The sequence below is a fragment of the Polymorphobacter megasporae genome (assembly GCF_018982885.2).
GTDB classification, from domain to species: domain Bacteria; phylum Pseudomonadota; class Alphaproteobacteria; order Sphingomonadales; family Sphingomonadaceae; genus Polymorphobacter_B; species Polymorphobacter_B megasporae.
The window spans coordinates 3,756,299-3,776,444 of record NZ_CP081848.1 but is presented as its reverse complement, the minus strand read 5'-3'; the positions used below and the strand labels follow the sequence as shown (position 1 = coordinate 3,776,444).

Here is a 20,146-nt window from a genome sequence, read left to right as displayed (position 1 = left end):
GAGAGGGAGTAGTCTACTTCCCGCCGAAAACGGCTTTCCGCTTCTGCAGGAACGCCGCCACCCCCTCGCCGAAATCGGTCGACCGCCCGGCACTCCGCTGATTGCGCCGCTCGATCGCCAGCGCCCCGGTCAGCGATGCATCGAGGCTGTCGCGAATACCCTGCCGGATCAGCGCGTACGTCTTCGTCGGCCCTGCCGCGAGGCGCGTCGCCAGCGCGTTCGCCGTCGCCATCAGGTCGGCGTCGGGAACGACCTGCCAGATCATCCCCCAGTCGAGCGCGGTCGCTGCCGGGATTTTCTCGCCGAGCATCATCATCCCCTGCGCGCGCGCCTTGCCCGCGAGCCGCGGCAGCAGCCACGTCGAGCCGACGTCGGGAACGAGGCCGATGTTGACGAAGGCCTGGAGGAAATACGCGCTGTCCCCCGCAACGACGATGTCGCCCGCGAGCGCGAACGAGCAGCCCGCCCCCGCCGCCGGGCCGTTGATCGCGGTGACGAACGGGACCGGAAGCGCGAACAGCCGTTCGAGCAACGGATTGAAATGAGTTTCGAGGCGGTGACCGGCGTCGATCGGGCCGCGCCCCTGCGCCGATCCGGTTGCGCCGCCGGTGGCGAGGTCGGCGCCACTGCAAAACGCGCGGCCCGCGCCGGTCAGCAGCAACGCCCGCGCGGTCCCCTCGTCGCGGACGCGGTCGACCGCGTCGATCATCTCGGCGATCAGGTCGGTCGTCAGCGCGTTGAGCGCAGCAGGGCGGTTGAGCGTCAGCGTCGCGACGCCGTCGGCTTCGGTGAACAGGATATGCTCGTAGTCCATGGTCGCTCCCCGTGATTTTGTCGCGATCCTAGCCGCGAATCATCGCGCGAGAAACCGCTGTCCTACAGGGGGCGGACGCGACTAGCGTCCCGCCCCGAACGTCGACCGAAGGAGAGTTATGAATTCACCGCCGCTCACTACTCTCAATCGTCGCGCCGGGCGGCGGCGCGGACCTGCAGCTTTTCTACGGAATCGCCGAAGTCGCAAAACATCGACTTTAGTGTGAACTTAATTTGAACTTAGCGACCGAAGCGGCCTATTTGGTTAGCTGCTCAGCCGCGCGCCTTGACCAACATGAACGCCGGGACGTCGTTACCGAAGCCGATCTCGCTCGGGCCGTCGTCGTTCGAGTGGCGGCGGCCCTCATCACGGCGGCCCTCATCGCGACGTTTGTCGTCGCGGCGGGGTTCGCGAGACTGGCGCGGCTGCTCGCGGGGTGCGGTCGCGCGGGTGGGTTCGGCAGCGCGGGCAGGTTCGGCGCTACGGGGTTCGTTCGCACGCGGCTCGGCGGCCTTCGGTGCGGCGCTCGTCGGCTCGTTCGCCTCGGTCTCGGAGCGCTGGCCCTCGGGCTTGCGGCCTCGTCCGCCACGGCGGCGGCGCGGGCGTGGGGCGTCGCTGCTGCTTGGCACCGCGGCCTCGCCGGCAGCGTGTTCGGCTCCATCGACGTCGTGAGCGGCCTCGGCGACCGGGAGCGCGTCGACCGGGACCGCGATCGTCTCGGCGGCATCTTCGACCTCGTCGGGGACAGCGGCGTTGGCAGCATGACGCGGGACCTTGTGCCCGATCAGTTTCTCGACCTCGTGGAGATTATCGGCCTCCTCAGGTGTCGCGAGCGTATAGGCAATGCCGGTCAGCCCGGCGCGCCCGGTCCGCCCGATGCGGTGGACATAATCCTCGGCATGGTGCGGCACGTCGTAGTTGATGACGTGGCTGACGCCGGGCACATCGAGCCCGCGCGCGGCGACGTCGGAGGCGACGAGGACAAGGATCGCGCCCGACTTGAAGCGGTCGAGTTCGCGAATGCGGTCGCCCTGATCCATGTCGCCGTGGATCTGCCCAGCCGACAGCCCGGCCTTCTTGAGCACGTCGGCGAGCTCGCGAACGTCCTTCTTGCGGTTGCAGAAGACGATGGCATTCTTGACCTCGGGGTCGCTGAGCAGCTTGCGCAGCGCCGCGCGCTTACCGCGCGAACTCGTCTCGACGATGAACTGCGCGATCGAGGCATTGGTCGACGCGGGGCGAGCGACTTCGATCGTCTTCGGGTCCGACATGAAGCGGTCGGCGAGCTTCTTGATCGGCCCCGGCATCGTTGCCGAGAACAACAGCGTCTGGCGCACGGCGGGAAGCTTGGTGCAGATTTCCTCGATGTCGGGGATGAACCCCATGTCGAGCATCCGGTCGGCCTCGTCGATGACGAGCAAACCGCAGTTGTTGAGCATGATCTTGCCGCGGCCGAACAGATCCATCAGGCGGCCCGGGGTCGCGATCAGGACGTCGACGCCCTTCTCGAGCGCGGCGAGTTGGTCGCCCATCGACACGCCGCCAATGAGCAGCGCCATGTTGAGCTTGTGGTACTTTCCGTACTTGACGAAATTCTCGCTGACCTGCTGCGCCAGCTCGCGGGTCGGCTCAAGGATCAGCGATCGCGGCATCCGCGCGCGGCCGCGGCCCTGCGCAAGAATATCGATCATCGGCAGAACGAACGAGGCGGTCTTGCCGGTACCGGTCTGGGCGACACCTATGATGTCGCGCCCCATCAGCACGCTCGGAATCGCGCTCGCCTGAATCGGCGACGGGGTCGTATACCCGCTATCGCCGACCGCGCGGAGCAACTCCTCCGACAAGCCCAGTGCTTCGAAACTCATGCGGGTCCTTGGGATCCAGGGGGCGGTCCAACCGCGATCGCCCACGCTTCGCCCCGCGCTTGGCGCGCTTTTGCGTCGAAAGTCAATGAATGACGCGCGAATCTGGTAGGAAGCGATGATGAGCGCGCAAAATAAAGGGCGGGGATTGCTCCCCGCCCTTTATCGTCCGGCGCGTTGGATACTAGAACTTGATACCGCCGGCGATGCCGTAGCGCCGCGGCTCGAGGGTGAAGATGTTGGTGAACAGGCCCGACGACTGGTCGGTCACATACAGGCCGGTCGTCGCATTGTTGTTGGCGATGTTCTGGATGAAGCCACGAACGAACCAGCGGTCGTCCTTGCCGTTCACCTGAACCTGCGCGTTCATGATGTAGTACGACGGGATGCGGTCAGCATTGTCGTTGAAGATGCTTCCCGTGCTTTCACCGGTCAGGGCGATATCGAACCGCGGAACCACGTTGATGCCGCCGGTGCCGAGATCGATAGTGTACTGCGCGCCTGCCGAAGCCTTGAACTTAGGCGACTGTGGCAGCTGGTTGCCACGAACATTGACCTGCACACCATCGTTGGCGACGTTGACGCCACCGAACAGCGTGCCCACCGTCGCCGCGTTTGCAGCAAGCGCACTGCAGATGCCGAACGCGCCGGTGGTGTTGCCCTGGATACCGCTGCCCGTCGGGAACGGTGTCGGACCGTTGAGGCCGATCCCGCTGTTGATCGCGGTGACATATCCCTGTGCGCCAGCCGCGTTGCCGGCGACCTTCGGGACGACGGCGCAGTTGGCGGCGGTGGTGATGTCCTTGATGATCACCGCGTCGCCACGACCGCCCGACGGGTCGCGGGGATTGGCGAAGAACGAGTCGCCGACGACCTTGGTCTTCAGGTAGCTGAAGCCGAGGTTGACCGCGAAGGCACGGATCGGCTCGATGATCGCATCGGCTTCGACACCGTAGATGTCGGCGTTGATGTTGTCGTTGACCGCGGTCCGCTGAACGATGCGGCTGATCTGCAGGTTCTTGTACTTATAGTAGAACGCCGCGAGGTTCAGGCGAACCGTACCGTCGAGGAAGGTGTTCTTCGATCCGATCTCGAACGAGTCGATAAACTCGGGGCTGAAGGCGACCGGCACGCCGGCCCCCGGCGACAGCGGCGGGTTGATGCCGCCCGACTTGTAGCCGCGCGAGTAAGACGCATACAGCAGGTTCTGGTCGGTGATCTTATAGTCGAGGACGGCGCGTCCGGTGACCTCGGAGAAGCCCACCTTCGCGGTCTGGAAGAGCTGGTTGCCAGCGTTGACCGCATCATAGTCCAGGTTGCCGTAGTTGAAGGCCTGGGTGATGTTCGAGGAGCCGTATGGCACGAGGACCGCGGTCCCAGCCGAATCCGAGAAGAGCGTCGTACGCGCGCTGACCGTCTTCTGGTCGTTGTTGTAGCGCAAACCGACAGTCAGCTTGAGGCGATCAGTCGCCTGCAAATAGGCCTCACCGAACAGACCGTACGACGTCAGCTTATAATAATTGGTATTGTTCCGATAATAAGGCGACGCTTCGTAGCTGCTCGGAAAGGTCGTCTGTCCCGCCAACTGCCTGCCGATTGTATTCGCCAGGCCGAGGACAGCCGAACCGTAGTCGAGCCCGAAAGCGTTGACGTAATAGCTGTTCTCGCTGGTCTTAAAGCTGTTGTAGATGCCGCCGAACAAGAAGTTGAGCTTGCCGTCGAACTGCGTCGTCAGGATCGCTTCGCCGGTATAGCCCTCGTCGCGCTGCACCGAGCGGTCGGCGTTGAGCGGGACGGCCCCGCAGACCGAATGGCCGCCGAAAGCGCCGGTCCCGGTCGTATCGAACGGGGTCGAGGTACAATATGGCCCGCCGACGCCATTCGGGATCAACGCCGACAGAGCGGGCTTGATCTGCGACAAAGCAGCGGCAAACGGGGCCAGCGCGGGCGACAATGCACCGGCACCTCCGGCACCGTAGATCGACGCGACGGTCAGGCCCTGCGCGGCAAGCGTGCCGCTGTTGAGCGCGAGGTCATAGTCCTGGCTCGAGTCGACCGAGTTGCGCTGGTAGAGGCCCGAGACGTCGAGCTTAACCTTGCCGAAATCGTGCTCAATCTTGATCGTCGCGTTGATCTCGTCGGAGAAATAGCTCGGCTGGTAAGCGGTATAGACCTGCCGAGGATCCTGCGGGTTTATCGCGGCCCCATAGGCATCGGGGCCGTAGAGGTTGGCGATCGCCAGCGGCTTGAGCGCGGGGGCCAACGCGCCGAAGATCGCCGGCGAACCGAGGAACTGCTGCGACACGAAGAGGCTCGCGATCGTCGCATTGGCGTTGGTCACGCCGTTCTGTCCAGAAGCCGTCGTCAGCCCGCCGGGCAAGCAGCCGAGGACGCCGGTCGGGTCGCGCAGGCACTGCTGCTTCTGGTTGCGCAGGCGGCTATCGTTCTCGTGGAAGTAATAGCCCATCAGGTCGATCGTGGTGTTCGGCTCGGGGCGCCAGCGCACCGAGCCGCGCAGCGCATATTCGTCGCGGCCGTCGATGCCCGTGTTGTTATAGAGGTTCTGGGTATAGCCGTCGCGCTTGAGATAAGTACCGGCAAAGCGGACACCCAGCGTGTCGGTAAGCGGCACGTTGATCATGCCCTTGATGCGGATGTCGTTGTAATTCCCGTACTCACCCTCGACCGAGGCGTGGAGCGCCTTCAAGTCGGGCTTGACGGTAATGAAGTTCACGACGCCGGCGGTGGCGTTGCGGCCGTACAAAGTGCCCTGCGGGCCGCGCAGCACCTCTACCCGCTCGAGGTCGAAGTAGTCGGTTTCGAAGATGCGCGTGTTGAACAGCGGCAGGTCGTTGACGTGGATCGCAGTCGCCGAATCGCAGGTGACGCCGACGCACAGGTCGCCGACGCCGCGGATGGTGAACACGCCGGTGGTGAAGTTGCCTTTGGTGAAGGTGATGTTCGGCAGCGTCAGCTGGAGATCCGACGAGTTGTTGATCTGCTGGGCGGCGAGACTTTGCGCGGTGAAAGCGGTCACGGCAATCGGCACGTCCTGCAGGCTTTGCGAGGTGCGCTGCGCGGTGACGACGATCTCGTCGATGGCGTTGTATCCGCCCGAACTGGTCGGCGCGGTGGCAGTTTGTCCGGGATTGGCGGGGGCGCTTGCGGCGCTTTGGGCTAGTCCCGCGCCCGCGTTGAACAAAGCCAGCAGCGATACGCCGGAAACCAAAACGGTCCGCGACGCGACAGCGATCGAGCGCATGATTTTCTCCCCAAAGTTATGTCCTTCGCCGCCGGCGGTTGTTCCCGCCGATCAGCGTCCCCACGGCATAAGACTGCGCGGGTTGGTGATCATCTGAACAGGCGAAGCGCGGCTTGTCCACACCGCGATGGTGATTTCTGCGCCCGGCCGACAAGTCTATTTCGGCGTGGCGTATTTGTCACAGTCGAGCCCTATCGGCGGGCTGCGGCGACCTTAACGATCGTATCGATCGGGCATTCCCCGCCCGACCGGGCAATGACGGCGTCGCGCCCGGCGCACAACTGGCCAGCGACCGCGCGACGGTAATAAAAACCCTGGTAGAAGCTTAGCGCCGGGCAGGCCTGGGCGAAGGTCATGCGCCAGCGGGTACCGCCGTTCATCGATAACTCGACGGCTCGGTCGCCGAAGACGACCGCGCCGGCAACGTGGTCGACCCCGATGCACCGCGTTTTCGCAGCACGCACGGCGGCTTTCGCGGCGGCATTGCCATGATCGGCTTGCGCGCGAGCGCGGGCGGCGTGCGCCGGCTGGCTCGCCTCGGCGCTCACACCGAGCGCAGCAACGCCCAGCGTAACGTACAGAACACGCAGGAACATCAGACTGATACAATTATAGCTTGTCACGAATCAGCGCGTTGCCTGTTTCCGTTAAACTCGGTGTCAACCTGACGATCGATCCCGGGAGGGTCAATGTCCAGCGATGCTTTCGCGTCGGCACCGTCAGGCTTATGGTCCTGGTGTGGTAAACCAGTCTCACCCGTTCGACGCGATCAAGCAGGCTGCGGGCGACGGTGCGTGGAGCGACGATCCGGCGGTGCTCGCCCCGCACCTGGTCGACTGGCGGGGGCGCGTCCACGGCACCGCCGGGCTGATCGTCTGGCCGCGAACGACGGCGGCGACCAAGGCGATCGTCCGCGCGGCGGCGGCGGGCGGCATCGCGATCGTCCCGCAGGGCGGTAATACCGGCCTTGTCGGCGGTGGGATTCCCCGCGCGACCGGCGATAGCGTCATCGTCTCGCTCGCCCGGATGGACACGATCGACCCGCCCGACCGCGCCGGGTTGACGATGGTGACCGGCGCCGGCGCGATCCTCGAGCACGTCCATGCCGCTGCGCGCGCCGCGGGGTTAGTCTTCCCGCTGAGCATCGCCGCGAAGGGCAGCGCGACGATCGGCGGGCTCGTCGCGACGAATGCGGGCGGGGTGCAGGTCCTGCGTCACGGGACGATGCGCGCGCTCGTCGCGGGGATTGAAGCGGTGCTGCCGTCGGGGGCGGTGCTCGCCCAGCTCGATCCATTGATAAAGGACAATAGCGGCTATGACATCAAGCAGCTGCTCATCGGAGCGGAGGGGACGCTCGGCATCGTCACCCGCATCGCCCTGCGGCTGGTCCCGGCGCCGCGCGATACCGCAGTCGCTTGGGCCGGGGTGGCGAGCCCGGCGGCGGCGCTGGCGCTGCTTGCGATGCTGCGCGACCGTCTCGGCGACGTCGTCGAAAGCTTCGAGCTGATCCCGCAGGCGGGAGTCGACCTGCTCGTCGCGAACGGCCTGCGCGCGCCGCTCACCGAGGCGCACGACTGGCAGGTGCTGATCGAGCTGACCTCGGTCCGCGCCGACGCTGGACTGGCGGCGGCGTTAACGGACGTCCTTGCTGAGGCGGGCGTCGCCGACGCGGTCATTGCTCAGTCCGAAGCTCAGGCCGCGGCCCTGTGGCGGCTCCGCGAAACCCTGCCCGAGGCCGAGCGGCGCGACGGGGTGGCGGTCAAGCACGACATCGCGGTGCCGGTCGCCCGGATGCCTGGCTTCATCGTCGAGGCGACGCCGATCATCGAGGCGCGCTGGCCCGGCAGCCGCGTCCTCGCCTTCGGTCATCTCGGCGACGGCAACGTCCACTTCAATGCCCGCGCGCCCGCAGGGAGCGACAGCGCGGCATGGGCCGATGCGCACGGCCCCGCGATCACGGCAGCAGTCAACGACCTCGTCATGTCGCACCATGGATCGATCGCCGCCGAACACGGCATCGGCAGTGTCAAGCTGGCGGAACTGGCGCGTGTCGCCGACCCGGGCAAGCTCGCCGCGATGCGCGCGATCAAGGCGGCGCTCGATCCGCTCGGTATCATGAACCCGGGCAAGATCGTCGGCTAGGGCGCGGCCCGCGCTTGCACCCGCGCGCGTCGCTCCGTACAGCGGCGTCCTTACGCGGACCCGTGGGGGGTGCCGCCGTCCCTCGCGAAAGTCTTGTTCATGGCTTCCATGCCCGCGTCGCAATTGCCGCTGTTCTACAATTCGCTCGTGCCGGTCTCGACCCAGTTCCATCAGGACTATGGCCTCGCGGTGCAGACCAGCCTGGCCTGGACCTCGATTACCCACGCGATTCCGCTGACTGTCGACGAGTTCTCGGTCGCCCAGCGGAGCTTCCCGATCATCTTCGGCATGGGCGAGAACCCCGCGCCGCTCGCATTGCTCAGCCTGACCGACGGCCTCAACCTGTACGTCGACCGCGACGGCAAGTGGGAGGACGGCGCGTATCTTCCGGCGATCGTCCGCCGCTATCCGTTCATGCTGGCCAAGCTCGGCCCCGACGCCACCGAATTGTCGCTCTGCTTCGACGACACGACCGGCATCGTCAGCCCCGACGCCGAGGACAAATTGTTCGACGGCGACCAGCCGACGGCGACGACCAAGCGCATCCTCGAGTTCTGCGAGCAGTTCGAGCAGTCGGTCGCGCGGACCCGCGGCTTCATGGAGGAGCTTGAGAAGCTCAACCTGCTGACCGACGGCGAAGTCACGATCCAGCAGCCCGACATGCCCGAGCCGAGCGTCTATCGTGGTTTCCGCATGGTCGCCGAGGAGAAGCTGCAGACCCTGCGCGGCGACCAGGCGCGCAAGATGATCCAGAACGGGATGATGGGCCTGATCTACGCGCACCTGTTCTCGCTGTCGCAGATCACGCATCTGTTCGAGCGCCAGCGCATCGTGATGTCGATCGCACCCGCGCAGTCATAAGGTCTCACGCGTCACGCCTGTCTGTTGATGCTCCCTTTCCCCTGAAGGGGGATGGGGAGAATTGCAGCGCGCTTGCGCCCGCTCGGGGGGCTTCCCGGGCAAAAGTGTCGCGCCGGCTCGCCTATCCCCGGCCGCTGCCCTGAACGGGAGGGGATGAGCAAATTCAGTGACTTGGGCGTATAGCAGATGCTAAGTTCAAAATAAGTTCACACAAACGCATGTGCTTTGACGTTTGATCGCTCCCGGATTTCGTGGGACTTTCCGTTAGAGCAACGCCCGTAAACTCAAGAGATTACGATCGCGCACAGCCGCTATCACCCACACGATTCAAGAAAGATCGCTTCGCCTCGCATCTTAACGAGCTGAGGAAAAAGACCGGCCAACAATGAGAAAGAGCACGGCACGCAGCGTCTGGCCAACGTGACCCGACTCGAAGTCGGACAGTAACCCATTCACGGCCGTGTAGGACAGCGTGACGCGCGGCTAGGCCGTGGAGGGTAACGTCCGGCTCCGCCTACGCGAACGCCGCCATCAGATCGCGGTCTGCGGCACCACCCGCTTCGGCGATGTCGCGGCAGTGAATGACCATCTCGCGCAGATTGCCTGCAACCTGATCGGCGTCGGGTGACTCCTGCTCGTTCTCGCCGCGCCGCCACAACCCGACCGTCACCGGTACGCCGGGGAGCCGATCGTGGAGCCGCCGGAGCAGCGTCCGCAGGTGCGCTGGGTTGCCGTCGAGATCGAGGTACGTCACCGCGACGGCGAGGACGCCCGACACGTCGAGTTCGGCGATGCGGTCGCGCGAGACCTCGGCGTAGGTTGCCGTCCGCGAGCCGAGGTCGTGCTTGTCGAGCAGCTGCGCGAGGATCGATGACCCGACCTCGTCGAGCGGCCCACGACCCGCGACGCACAGGATCGCGCCATTGGCTTGCCATGCCGCGGTCAACGGATGCACGGCGGCGATTGGTGCCGCGGTCGCGGGCAAGGCCTTTTCGGCGAGCGTCCGGACGTTCGGCGCGGTGCCGCGCGCCGGGGGCGGATTGCTGTCGTCGTGTCCGGCGAGGTCGGCGATCAACGCGCGCGCGGCACGGCGCACCCGGTCGAGCCGTGCGTCGTCGAGCACGCCGCGCAGGCAATCAGCAGCCGCCATCTGCAGCCCCTTGACCACGACCTCGTCGTAATAGCTCGACAGCGACCGGTCGCGGAGCAGCGCCTCGGCCTGATCGAGCGCCTCGTCGGGGTCGCCGGCGAGCATCCGCTGGTAGAAGCTCTCGACCGGGGTCAGCGCCGGGCGGTCGCCGAGCATGACGTCGAGGAATTCGAGCCGTTTGACGTGGCGCCCGAGGACGACGAGGCACAAGGTCAGCGGGGTCGACAGGATCAGCCCGATCGGCCCCCACAACCATGTCCAGAAGATCGCCGAGACGATCACCGCGACCGGCGAAAGTCCGGTCGAATGGCCATAGACCATCGGCTCGACGACATAGCCCATGATCGGCTCGACGACGAGGAACAAGCCGATAACCCAGAACGACATCGCCCAGTCGGGGCCGACCGCGGCGGCGAGGATCAGCGGCGGGATCGCGGCGAGCACCGGGCCAATGTACGGCAGGAAGCGGAGCAGCCCGGCGAGCACTCCCCACAAGGCGGGAGAGGGCACGCCGATGAAATACAGCCCGCTGCCGATGATCGTGCCGAACAGCGCATTGATCGCGACCTGCGTCAGGAAATAGCGGCTCAGTCGCGACGCGGCATCGTCCATCGCCGTCGTCGTCCTGTGGAGGTCGGTCGCGCCGAAGATGCGGATCAACCGGTCGCGCAGATCCTCGCGCTGGAGCAGGATGAAGATCGCGACGATGACAACGATGCCCGTCGTTTCGAGCGGCCCGATGACCGGGGCGAGAACCGCACGCATCAGCGCGATCGGCGACAAGGGCGGGGTGCGCACCTCGACCGGCAGCGGCGGCGGTGCCGTCCGCAGCGCGCGCGGGCCGCTGACGACACGGACCGGGTTGGCAAGCCCGCCGCTGGCGCGATCGAATTGCCGCCCGAGCGCGCCGATCATCGCCGGCAGCTGGCCGATCGTCGACGACTGCGCCTCGCGGACCTTGTGGCGGATCGTCACCGCATAGCGCGGTGCATCGGTCGCAAGGCTCGCAACTTGCGTCCCCATCACCGTCGCGAGGACCCCGGCGACGCTCAGCGCGATGACGACGGCGAGGACGACCGACGGAACGCGCGGCAACCGCAGCCGCTGGAGCAGTTCGACCACCGGCGACAGGATGAACGACAGCAGGATCGCAAGCATGATCGGCACGAGGACGTCGCGCGCGAGATACAGCGCGGCAACCGACACCACCCCGACCGCGAGCGACAGCAGCGCCGCGAGGCCGGGAACCTCGGCGGGCACGACCTGGGCGCGCGCAGGCGGGTCGATCTCGATCATCTCCAGCGTACCTCCCGTGGCCAGCGCGCCCCGCGCCAGCCTGCATGCCCCTCCGGATGTACGCTAACGTTTCTTGCGCGAAACCGACACCATCAATCGGCGGGTATTTCTGCGTGCTGCCGGGCAAGGGTCGAGTGAACCGGGGAGCGCTGTGCAGCTCCCCGGAAGGCTCGGTCTAAGACTTTGGATCAAATGGTGGGCACGGCTGGTATCGAACCAGCGACCCCTGCGATGTCAACACAGTGGGACGGAGCATCAACGACGGAAAACTGCGGTTTTAGTCGTTCCAACGACGAGAACATCAATCGAACATACGTCGAACTTCGGTCATTTTCACCCGAGTTTCACCCGAGTATCAGCGGAACGCACCACGAAAATCGTATGAGCGAACAATGCGACCTGAGTTGAGCTTCTCCTTCGCATACGCGGCACGGTGGTCCCAAACCCGACGCGCAATCGCCTCTGTGCTGCGATACCGAGAAACCATGCTTTCGCTTAGTGGGAAGCGTTCGATTAGTTCGACAGTGACGTGGAATCCATCGCCATAAGTTCGCCAATAATCGAAAAAGAGTTCGGACGAGAGAGCCTGGAGGACCAGACCGCGATCCTGCTCGGACGCGACTTTGATAGGAATAGTGCCGGGACCGGCAGCCTCATAGTCTCTGATACCGATGTAGTTGCGGGCGACGCCACCAACGGAGAACACCGGCCGCCCTAACTTGGACAGCAACGTGCGAAGCGGGCGAGCGCTGCCGGCCTCCAACATATGATTGGCAAGCACGTCCGACGCTGGCCGGGGTATCTGCCCACTGGGATCGTCCTCCCTAAACGCGCGAAACTTCGGGACCGTTGAAAGCAGTTCTACCCGCCCGCCAGCCGGCCAGCTTAGCAAGGCGGACGCTTCCCGCGCCGCCGGGTCGGAGCCGCCGATGTTGAGAATGGTGCAACGCTGGCTGTTCGCCCGGTTGGTGTTGGTGCTGTCAGGTTTGCCGACCTTGAAGAGACAATCTGGAATGTTGTCGTAGCTGGACGCGCTAATACCCATTCCTGCTGATCGTATCGCGGACCGCAAGTCCGCATAATCACGGCTGAAACAAACCGAGAGGGGCAGAATGAGACTAACGCCCTTACAGGTGGGATAGGTGAGCATCGCTTCCACGAAATCCGCATACAAATTGCGCCAGCGAGCACCGCGAATATTAGCAATGAATGGAGGGTTGCCCACGAAAACAGCGTTCGGGATGGCGCTTGCCCTCGACCATTCAAGGAAGTCACTTTGAGCAGGACCGATGTAGTCGAAGCGTGCTCCAGTCACATGCTCGACAGTACGCAGGCGCTCGGAGAAGAACCTGAGCGCAGCTAAGTTGATATCCACAACGTGGAAGCGCACGCTGTTGAGGTTTTCAGGCGTAGCCCCGAGCAGAGCGGCCTTCCTCAGGAAGCTAAACACGAACATGCCCGAGCCGGCCGATGGTTCTACTAGTTCGTGAGATGCCGTAAAAGCCAGAAGCGAACGAACATCCGAAATCCGGTGATGTCGGAAGAACAAGTCCCAAAAATGAGAAGCAACATCCGCTGGAGTATAAAACGAGCCGCTTGCTTTACGCTGCTCGGAAGGGTCATTCTCCCCTTGCCTGGACAGTTCCATCTCAGCTGCCTCAGCCGATGATATCGTTTGGTCGAGAACGGCCAACCAATCGCATTGCGCAACCTGCTGAAAGCTGTGCGCGGCGGATACCGTCACATTCATGCTGGCCTCCCTAATCCGCCCTTCGGGGGCGAGTTCACTCGTGCTTGCTGCCATATGTTCCGCCTTTGTTCAACGAACATACGTCCTGATAGCGGTAGTCGTTTCCATTATGGAGCAAATATCACTGCCCTTACCCGCGCTTGATCAAGAGCGGCCCCATCCGCATACCGTTCGAGCGCAAGCAATCCCGACAGTCGTTTCACCTTCACCGTCGTTTCGGGCAAGCCGGCAAGGTCCACCTGGCCGTCCGACCAGAAACCCTCCTCATGCTCGGGGCCGGGGACCACGAATATGTTGTAAGTCCGGTCGAGGCCACGGTCGCGTGCGGCATCTGCAAGGCATCGCTGATACCAGAGCTGCTTGGCCACGTCGTTCACGCCGGGCTGGCCCTGAAGGAGGGGAGGCATGGCTAGCCTGTAGTATTTAGCATCGGCTATCAGCAGATGCTCTCCAAAGTCGTCCTTAATGCGGGTCACGATGTCGGGCTCGAAGGTGTCAGCCTCCTGCTCGCGTCCATCGGCGGAGCGCCACTTAGGACGGGGGATATGGATTTGCCACTGATCCCGTTCGTTGCCGAGCGCCAGCGCACACGCTTTCTCCCAAACGTCATAGAACGAAGTCGTGCCGTAGAGTGCAAGGCCGGCGCTCTCGGCCTTGTCGATTGCGGTCAACCACGCAAGCAACATGGGCAGAAGCTGCATCGCACGGTCGGAAAAGGCTTCGCGCATTTCCTGCCGGATACGAGCCTGACACAACGACAGCGCCGGCATCTCTCCGAACGGCTCGAAAGGTTCATGGCCGAGGTTGAGCGGCGCGTAGCCTAGAAGGTGCCCGAACGACCGTGCGCTGCTTTCCACGATCTGCCGGTGCAACCGGCTGACAAAGTAATCACGATCCCGAGCGATCGAGCGTGTAACGGTATCTACATAGACGGGCCTTCCGGCCGACATAATGGGGGTCATGCGCTCGATCGTGCGACGCCAGCTAATTTGCCCCGAACCGCTAATCTCCTCGCGATCACGAAGGCGTCGATAGATGCCGGCGCTTAAATAGTCTCGTATCAGCCAATCGGCGATCGCGAGCGCGTTAAGTTCAGTATTGGTTGCGGTCGGATCGAGGAAGGGAACTTCGTCCTGGCGCTGGGGCTGCCATCGCGCGTGGCGGCGCAACGCGCGAACGACCTGGCGCATCGTGGTGGCGACATTTGTAGATGACACCGAGAAAATTTTCGGCAGAACCTGGAAGCTGCGTCCCCCGGCGACCGCCACGCCGACGAAGCGCACGCGCAACGCGCCGTTCTTGTCGGGAACAAGCACACCGTTTCGAAGCAGCGTGTCTCTTAACTCCGCAGCGGGGAACAACGCCGCTAGGCGAGCCGGCGGGAGGACCTCCTCTTCGGTGAGCAGTTCAGCTTCCTTGGTCGACTGCACCGAAGTCTATCCCTTCGGCAAAAATTGCCTCGCCGCGTTCATAGGCATCAGCGAGCGCACCATAGCTAAGCGATGCGCCCCTAAACAGGGCTTCAGGATTGTGGCGAACGACGTCGTCGCGAAGGTATAGGAGCAACTTGTTCCTGAACGCCTGCCCGCTCTCCAATTCCTCCTTACGCATGAAGAACGGGCCAAGAAGTCGGTCTTCAGGAACCTCTCGGGTGCGCAGGTGATCATTGATCGCGGCTCGAAAAGCGTTCCACGGCACACTACCGCCAAGGAAGGTCAGCTGAATCATCCAACCAGCGGTCACGGCCTGAGACTCGTTCAGAGGCACATATTCGAAGGTCCAACGCCGCTTGAACGCTGCATCCAGGGGCATGACGCCCTGATCTGCGCTGTTCATCGTGGCCCATAGGTAGAGGTTGGCAGGAAGGCGGACCGACACCGGCAATCCGTGTGACCTCAGGTAATCACGCGCCTCGGTCGGCATCGTAACCGGGAACTTGCCAAGACCTTGATTATCGCGGTCGAGAAGCTGAAACACCTCCCCGAATACGGCTGGCGCGTTCGCCCGGTTCAGTTCCTCGATGACGAGCACGAACTTGTGGTCCGGATTTTTCATCGCGCGGACCAGCAAGCGAAGGAAGGGACCAGGAACAAAGGTATAGTCGATTAAAGGCTCGTGCTTGCCCGCGTCGGTCACCTTGTCCGCCGCGACAAGCGAACCTGAACTCTCGCGGTAGATCGGCACCGGCCGGTAGGCGCCGACGAACTGGCCGTATGTATAATCCGGGTGGAACGTAACCCGCTCATGCAACGATTCATCGCCGAAATATGCACCCACCTCGCCGTCGAGGCGGTGGCTCTTGCCGGTGCCCGGCGCACCGTAGAGTATCCGGTTGCGAGGGAGATTGGCTGGAACGGCATTCGCGGGCACGTCCACCCTGTCGGCTGTCTCGCCTCCTCCACGCGCCGTAGACTCCTCCGGCTCCCCATCCAAGGATGCCTTGATCAAATCCTGGTTGACGACAACACGATCGTGAAGGTCGCGCATGTTCTCGACATAATAGGCAATTAGGTCGGCCTGAAAGCAACAGACCAGCCGGCCCTTGCCGTCAATCGACTGGCCGAAGCCATTCCTCATGGCGTCCGCCAATGCCGGCACACGCACGTAGCAACTGCTGGGCTGTGCGTGATTGCGATAAGCGGCAGCATCCCATGCCGAAACGATTGTCTTGTCGTCGCGGGTGTACATACCGAGCAATAAACACCGCTCAGGTCCATCGTTGGACAGTTCGAACTCGCGCTTGTGCTCGGAATAGTCACGGCTGAGCTGAATGCGCTTCTCCTCGTCGGACCGGCTTGCGTAGGCGAGGTTGGGGAAGACGAACACATTCAGCTTGTAGGTCCGGCCCCCGCGCGAGACCTGCATAACGGTCCGTCTTTTGGACTCGTCGGACGCCATGTTGTCGATCTTCCAGCCGCGCGCTGCGAAGCCGTCGCGAAGCACAGCCTCTCGCTGCTGCATCGTAGGGTGGGCGGGGTCGAAGTCATCGACCATGCGTCCGTCCGCCGTAGCCTGCTTGCTGATCTTCGCCATACTATAGCTGCTCGATCAGGTGACGGACCATCGCTTCGCCCAATAGGCAGGGCACGGCGTTCCCAATCTGCTTTTGAACCGAGCGACGGCTGCCAACAAACTTATAATCCTTCGGGAACGTCTGAATGCCAGCGATCTCTGGCACGCGCAGACGCCTGCTAGTCCAATGAAATGGGCCGACCCAAGGCCCGGGCTGAGCGGCGATGGTGATCGAAGGCTCGTCGGGGTGGAGTTTCTGGAGAAAGTTCCAGAATCGACCACCCGCTCTAAAGGTGCGGCCGCGATATCCCTCAAGCTGGGCAAGGGCGATATAATTGCGACCTGGCGGCACACTCGCCAGTTCATGCGCGTAGGTCCCTTCCGTAGTGACCTCACTAGGCTCAAAATACTTCTTGGCCTCGAAACCTTTAATAAACTTCTTAACGCCCTGATGCGGCTTCAATCCGTCCAATTCAGGCGTAGCGGAATGGGTTGGTTTCGGGGCAGGCGGCGTGGCCCGCCCATACTTGCGGACGCCGAAGATGAACACTCGCTTGCGCTTCTGGGGAATACCGTAATCGGCCGAATTGGCTCGATGCAGGGTGCAGCGGTAGCCGAGCGCATCAGCCGTAGTGAGGAACGCCTCAACGACATGCTTGTTGGTGGGATGCATCAAGCTGTCGACATTCTCGAATAAGAAGCCGGTTGGCTTGGCGTCCTCTACAGCGCGAAGAAACTCTGACAGCATGTTTCGCGGATCATGCCCGATTAGACGATTGACGTTCTTCACCCAGTAACCGTTCTTCGAGAATGGCTGACAGGGCGGTCCGCCGATAATGATCTTGGGCGTTCGACCCTGATGCTCGCGGAAATCAAGGGTAGCGATGTCGGCATGATCTATACGCAATTCAGGGAAATTGGCGCGCAGCGTCAGCACCGAGTCTCGATCGAAATCGACGCAGCGGATGACGCGTGCTCCCGCCTGCTTCGCGCCAACATCAAGCCCGCCGGCTCCAGAAAAAAGTCCAATACAATCAACCACTAAGTTCTTACCCTATCGCTTGTCAGCCCGCAGCCGAGGCGAAGCCGGACCTCGAAGCTACAGACGTGCAAGCCCCAGGACAGAAGGTCAAGTTCATAGGGCACCAAGCTCGAGGTCCAACCAGCCTCCCATGTCTCCTTCCAGGGCGGCGGACTTCATCTCAAAAAAATTTCGACCGAACATTCGAGTGGGCATGGGCAGACGCCTGGCTCATCATCAGTTCATGCCGAACCCCAGGTCGATTTCTTCGTCGAGCGCCGCGGTCTGAAAGCCGTTGCGCAGGTCGGTTGCGATAGTAAGCCGGATGCGATTATCGGTGTAGAGACGGGCCTGATCGCGGGCGCGAGACACTGCGACATAGAGCAACCGGGCGTCGATGCCCTGTCGGAAGCTCTCAAGGTGGGCGAGCACGGTATTGGCTGTAGCCCCTTGGGCGCTATGCACGGTCTGGACCCAGCCCTGGCGGACGTGCCGATCGCCAATCCGCCGCAGATCGAGCGCCTGTTCGGTGCCGTTGGGCATAGCGACCATGACCCCGGCGCGAGCTGGATCAACGCCTGTCACCATCGCTACCATGCCGTTGCGGCGATCCTGATGGCGATCGTTGCGAGCAAACATGAGGCGGTCACCGACGCGGAACTCGGCCTCGACCTCGGCGAACACCTCGGCCGAGGTGGATCCCCAGCTCCCCGGCGTCCAGGCGATGGCCTTGCCAATGGGGTCGATAAGCCGGACGGTCTTGCCGTCCACCTCAGCAACCATGTAGCCGGTGCCGGTGGCGACACCCTTCTTAGGGTAACCGCGGCGGAACGTGATCACGTCGCCGTGTCGGTAGTTGAGCGCGCGCTTGCGGTCGGTGGGGCCGAGGTCGCGGCTCTCCAGGACAGTGGCGGCAACCGCTTCGGCCCCGAGAGCCCCTTCGCGGATTAGGCCGGAGCGAATGGTCTTGGCGAGTTGCCGCCGGCCATCGCGGGTCGGGTCGAGCACGATCGTCTCAGCTCGCTCGCCGGGGCTGAGCTTTAGGAAGTCCCGCGCCAGCAGGACGCGGCGGATTTCGGCCTTGTCATGCTCGACGATCGCGGTGCCCCCGGCTGCTGTGTCGAGACTGGCGAACGCCTTAGTCGCATTGCCGGCGATCAGCGCCTCGACGGCCTTGCGGGTATGCGGGTTGGTCTGGCGGACGATCGTGTCGAGCGTGAACGTTGCCATGCCGTGCTGCTGGAGCTGGTGGAACGCGCGCCCCGCCTCGACGCTGCCGAGCTGCGCCACGTCACCTACCAAGAACAGGCGGTTGCCGGTGCGGCGCGCGTGCTCGAGCAACTTTGCCGTGTCGATGGTCGAGAGCATAGACGCCTCGTCGACGATCTCGACGACCTTCTCGCCTGGGGCCTGATTGAACCCGTGCATCAGAGCATGGGCGACGGTGGTCCCCTCCACTCCGATCGCGTCGGCCAGCGTCGCGGCGGCGGTGGACGTGGGGGCGAGCGCGCGCACTGTATAGCCTTGGGCGCGGGCCGCATCGGCGACGACCTGGATGACGGTGGAGGTCTTCGCGGTGCCGGCATAGCCCTGCAAGCCGGTGATGCGCGACCTAGACTGCAGCAGCCCCTTCGCGGCACTGCGCTGCCCGTCATTCCACTCATGACCGAGATTCTTAGCCCCGATCGCGGCCGCCTCGACGATGCGCGCCGACCCGATCGGATCGAGCAGTGGCGCGATGCGGTTGCGCCCTTCGGCCTCGATCGCGAGCATGGTGCGTTCGCACTCGACGGCTTCGCGGGTCGTGAACCCGGCGCTGCCGGAGGCGGCCCGGGGGGCTCGGCGGCGGAGCAGCGCCCCTTGCGTGGTGGCGCGCATGACGGCGTTCCGCACATCCTGATGGGTGGCCTCGCCCGCCACCATCACGGCGGCCTCGCCTTCGAGATGGGCTGCAGAGAACGTTGCGTCGCGTTCGGCGAGTTTAGCGGCGGCGGTGGCGACGGCCTGGTCAGCGGCGCGTGCCCGTCCCCGGAGACGGAGACGCTTCGATCGGGTGCGGGCCTCTGCCTCGGCAACGGCGCCGTGGCGTGCTTCCGAGTCGAATCCCAGCGCGTCGGCGGTGGTGCGCCATGCAGCGGCCAGCTCCGCGCCATCACTCTTCAACTTAGCGCTGCGAGTCTTGCGCGCGATCATGGTCTTATGTGCGACGGTGGCGCTGTCTCGGGTGTGGCCCTGAGCCTTCAGGTCGGCTTCGATCTGGGCTGAGCGATGCGAGAAGGCATCGACGACGACCTGGGGGACGGCATCAAGCCTGAATGTGCCGTCCTGGTTGAACGTCACCGAATAGCCCAATCGCCCCGCCTCGGCCGCCAGCTCCTGGAGATAGACGCTGCCGATCTGCCGACGCAGCTTCAGCAGATGGTAGTTCTCGGTGCTGCGCCACTCCCCATCAGCGCGCCGGCTCATATTCAGCACGATATTGTGACTGTGGAGCATGGGGTCGGCCGGGGCACTGGGAGTCGGCCGGGCCGTGGTATGAAGGTAGCTGGCGGTAACAGCATTTTCCGTGACTACATGCTCTACCGTGGCCCTGTCGCGTCGGATGCGGACCACGGCGGCGTGCCGTTCGGCATAGCCCATCGCCTGCGTGACGGCGCTCAGATGCGCCTCGATCAGCCGCTGGTCGCCCGCGACCAGGGCCATCACTGACACCGACTTCGGCGCGTTGAGCACCACGTCGGTTCCGGGCTTGTGTTCCCGGACGTCGCCACGGACGGTGCCGAGCACCGTGTCGTCAACATGGCCATCGAGCAGGCGGGCGAAGGCGGTGGAATCGACCTCGCCGCGAAGCCCCAGCTCCTCAGCCCCTTGGCCGAGCCAACGGGTCTGCCGGTTGGCGTCGGCCTCCCAATAATCCAGATTAGCATCTTCGGAGAGATACTCGATTACGCCGTCGGCATGGGTGAGCACGAACAT

12 protein-coding genes are annotated in these 20,146 nt (G+C 63.8%); 2 read left to right on the top strand and 10 right to left on the bottom strand.

The genetic code is table 11. The features are described 5' to 3' along the window. Nucleotides 1–13 precede the first annotated feature (13 nt). The 4 genes from KTC28_RS17570 to KTC28_RS17555 form a co-directional block, all read right to left on the bottom strand. Nucleotides 14–814: an enoyl-CoA hydratase-related protein gene (locus KTC28_RS17570; RefSeq protein ID WP_216709193.1), complete on the bottom strand. Its 801-nt coding sequence runs from the start codon at nucleotides 812–814 to the stop codon at nucleotides 14–16. 272 nt (nucleotides 815–1,086) lie between these two features. Further along, on the bottom strand, nucleotides 1,087–2,679 hold the full coding sequence (locus KTC28_RS17565) for a DEAD/DEAH box helicase (RefSeq protein WP_216709194.1): 1,593 nt from the start codon (nucleotides 2,677–2,679) through the stop codon (nucleotides 1,087–1,089). Between the two features lie 181 nt (nucleotides 2,680–2,860). Further along, entirely contained in the window at nucleotides 2,861–5,938 is a 3,078-nt protein-coding gene (locus tag KTC28_RS17560; RefSeq protein WP_216709195.1) for a TonB-dependent receptor, read from the bottom strand. 191 nt (nucleotides 5,939–6,129) lie between these two features. Then, nucleotides 6,130–6,534, bottom strand: coding sequence for a DUF6491 family protein (locus KTC28_RS17555; protein ID WP_216709196.1), 405 nt, complete (start codon nucleotides 6,532–6,534; stop codon nucleotides 6,130–6,132). A gap of 142 nt (nucleotides 6,535–6,676) precedes the next feature. Between KTC28_RS17555 and KTC28_RS17550 the strand changes: the two genes are divergently transcribed. Then, nucleotides 6,677–8,080, top strand: a complete 1,404-nt coding sequence (locus KTC28_RS17550; protein WP_255602138.1) for an FAD-binding oxidoreductase — start codon at nucleotides 6,677–6,679, stop codon at nucleotides 8,078–8,080. 99 nt (nucleotides 8,081–8,179) lie between these two features. After that, a complete protein-coding gene (locus KTC28_RS17545) occupies nucleotides 8,180–8,941 on the top strand; it encodes a SapC family protein (protein WP_216709198.1) in 762 nt (253 codons plus the stop codon). 514 nt (nucleotides 8,942–9,455) lie between these two features. On the opposite strand, the gene KTC28_RS17540 is transcribed toward KTC28_RS17545, so the two are convergent. The 6 genes from KTC28_RS17540 to mobF form a co-directional block, all read right to left on the bottom strand. After that, nucleotides 9,456–11,387 (bottom strand): AI-2E family transporter, encoded by a 1,932-nt coding sequence (locus KTC28_RS17540; RefSeq protein ID WP_216709199.1) that lies wholly within the window; start codon nucleotides 11,385–11,387, stop codon nucleotides 9,456–9,458. Between the two features lie 355 nt (nucleotides 11,388–11,742). Next, nucleotides 11,743–13,191 carry a hypothetical protein gene (locus KTC28_RS17535; protein ID WP_216709200.1) on the bottom strand — a complete coding sequence of 483 codons (1,449 nt, stop codon included), beginning with the start codon at nucleotides 13,189–13,191 and terminating at the stop codon, nucleotides 11,743–11,745. A 53-nt stretch (nucleotides 13,192–13,244) separates the two neighbouring features. Continuing rightward, nucleotides 13,245–14,567 carry an LlaJI family restriction endonuclease gene (locus KTC28_RS17530; RefSeq protein WP_216709201.1) on the bottom strand — a complete coding sequence of 441 codons (1,323 nt, stop codon included), beginning with the start codon at nucleotides 14,565–14,567 and terminating at the stop codon, nucleotides 13,245–13,247. Then, nucleotides 14,545–16,170: an AAA family ATPase gene (locus KTC28_RS17525; RefSeq protein WP_216709202.1), complete on the bottom strand. Its 1,626-nt coding sequence runs from the start codon at nucleotides 16,168–16,170 to the stop codon at nucleotides 14,545–14,547. Before KTC28_RS17525 ends, KTC28_RS17530 begins: the two co-directional genes overlap by 23 nt. 1 nt (nucleotide 16,171) lies before the next feature. Next, nucleotides 16,172–17,191 carry a DNA cytosine methyltransferase gene (locus KTC28_RS17520; protein ID WP_216709203.1) on the bottom strand — a complete coding sequence of 340 codons (1,020 nt, stop codon included), beginning with the start codon at nucleotides 17,189–17,191 and terminating at the stop codon, nucleotides 16,172–16,174. 216 nt (nucleotides 17,192–17,407) lie between these two features. Continuing rightward, nucleotides 17,408–20,146, bottom strand: a complete 2,739-nt coding sequence (gene mobF / locus KTC28_RS17515; RefSeq protein WP_216709204.1) for a MobF family relaxase — start codon at nucleotides 20,144–20,146, stop codon at nucleotides 17,408–17,410.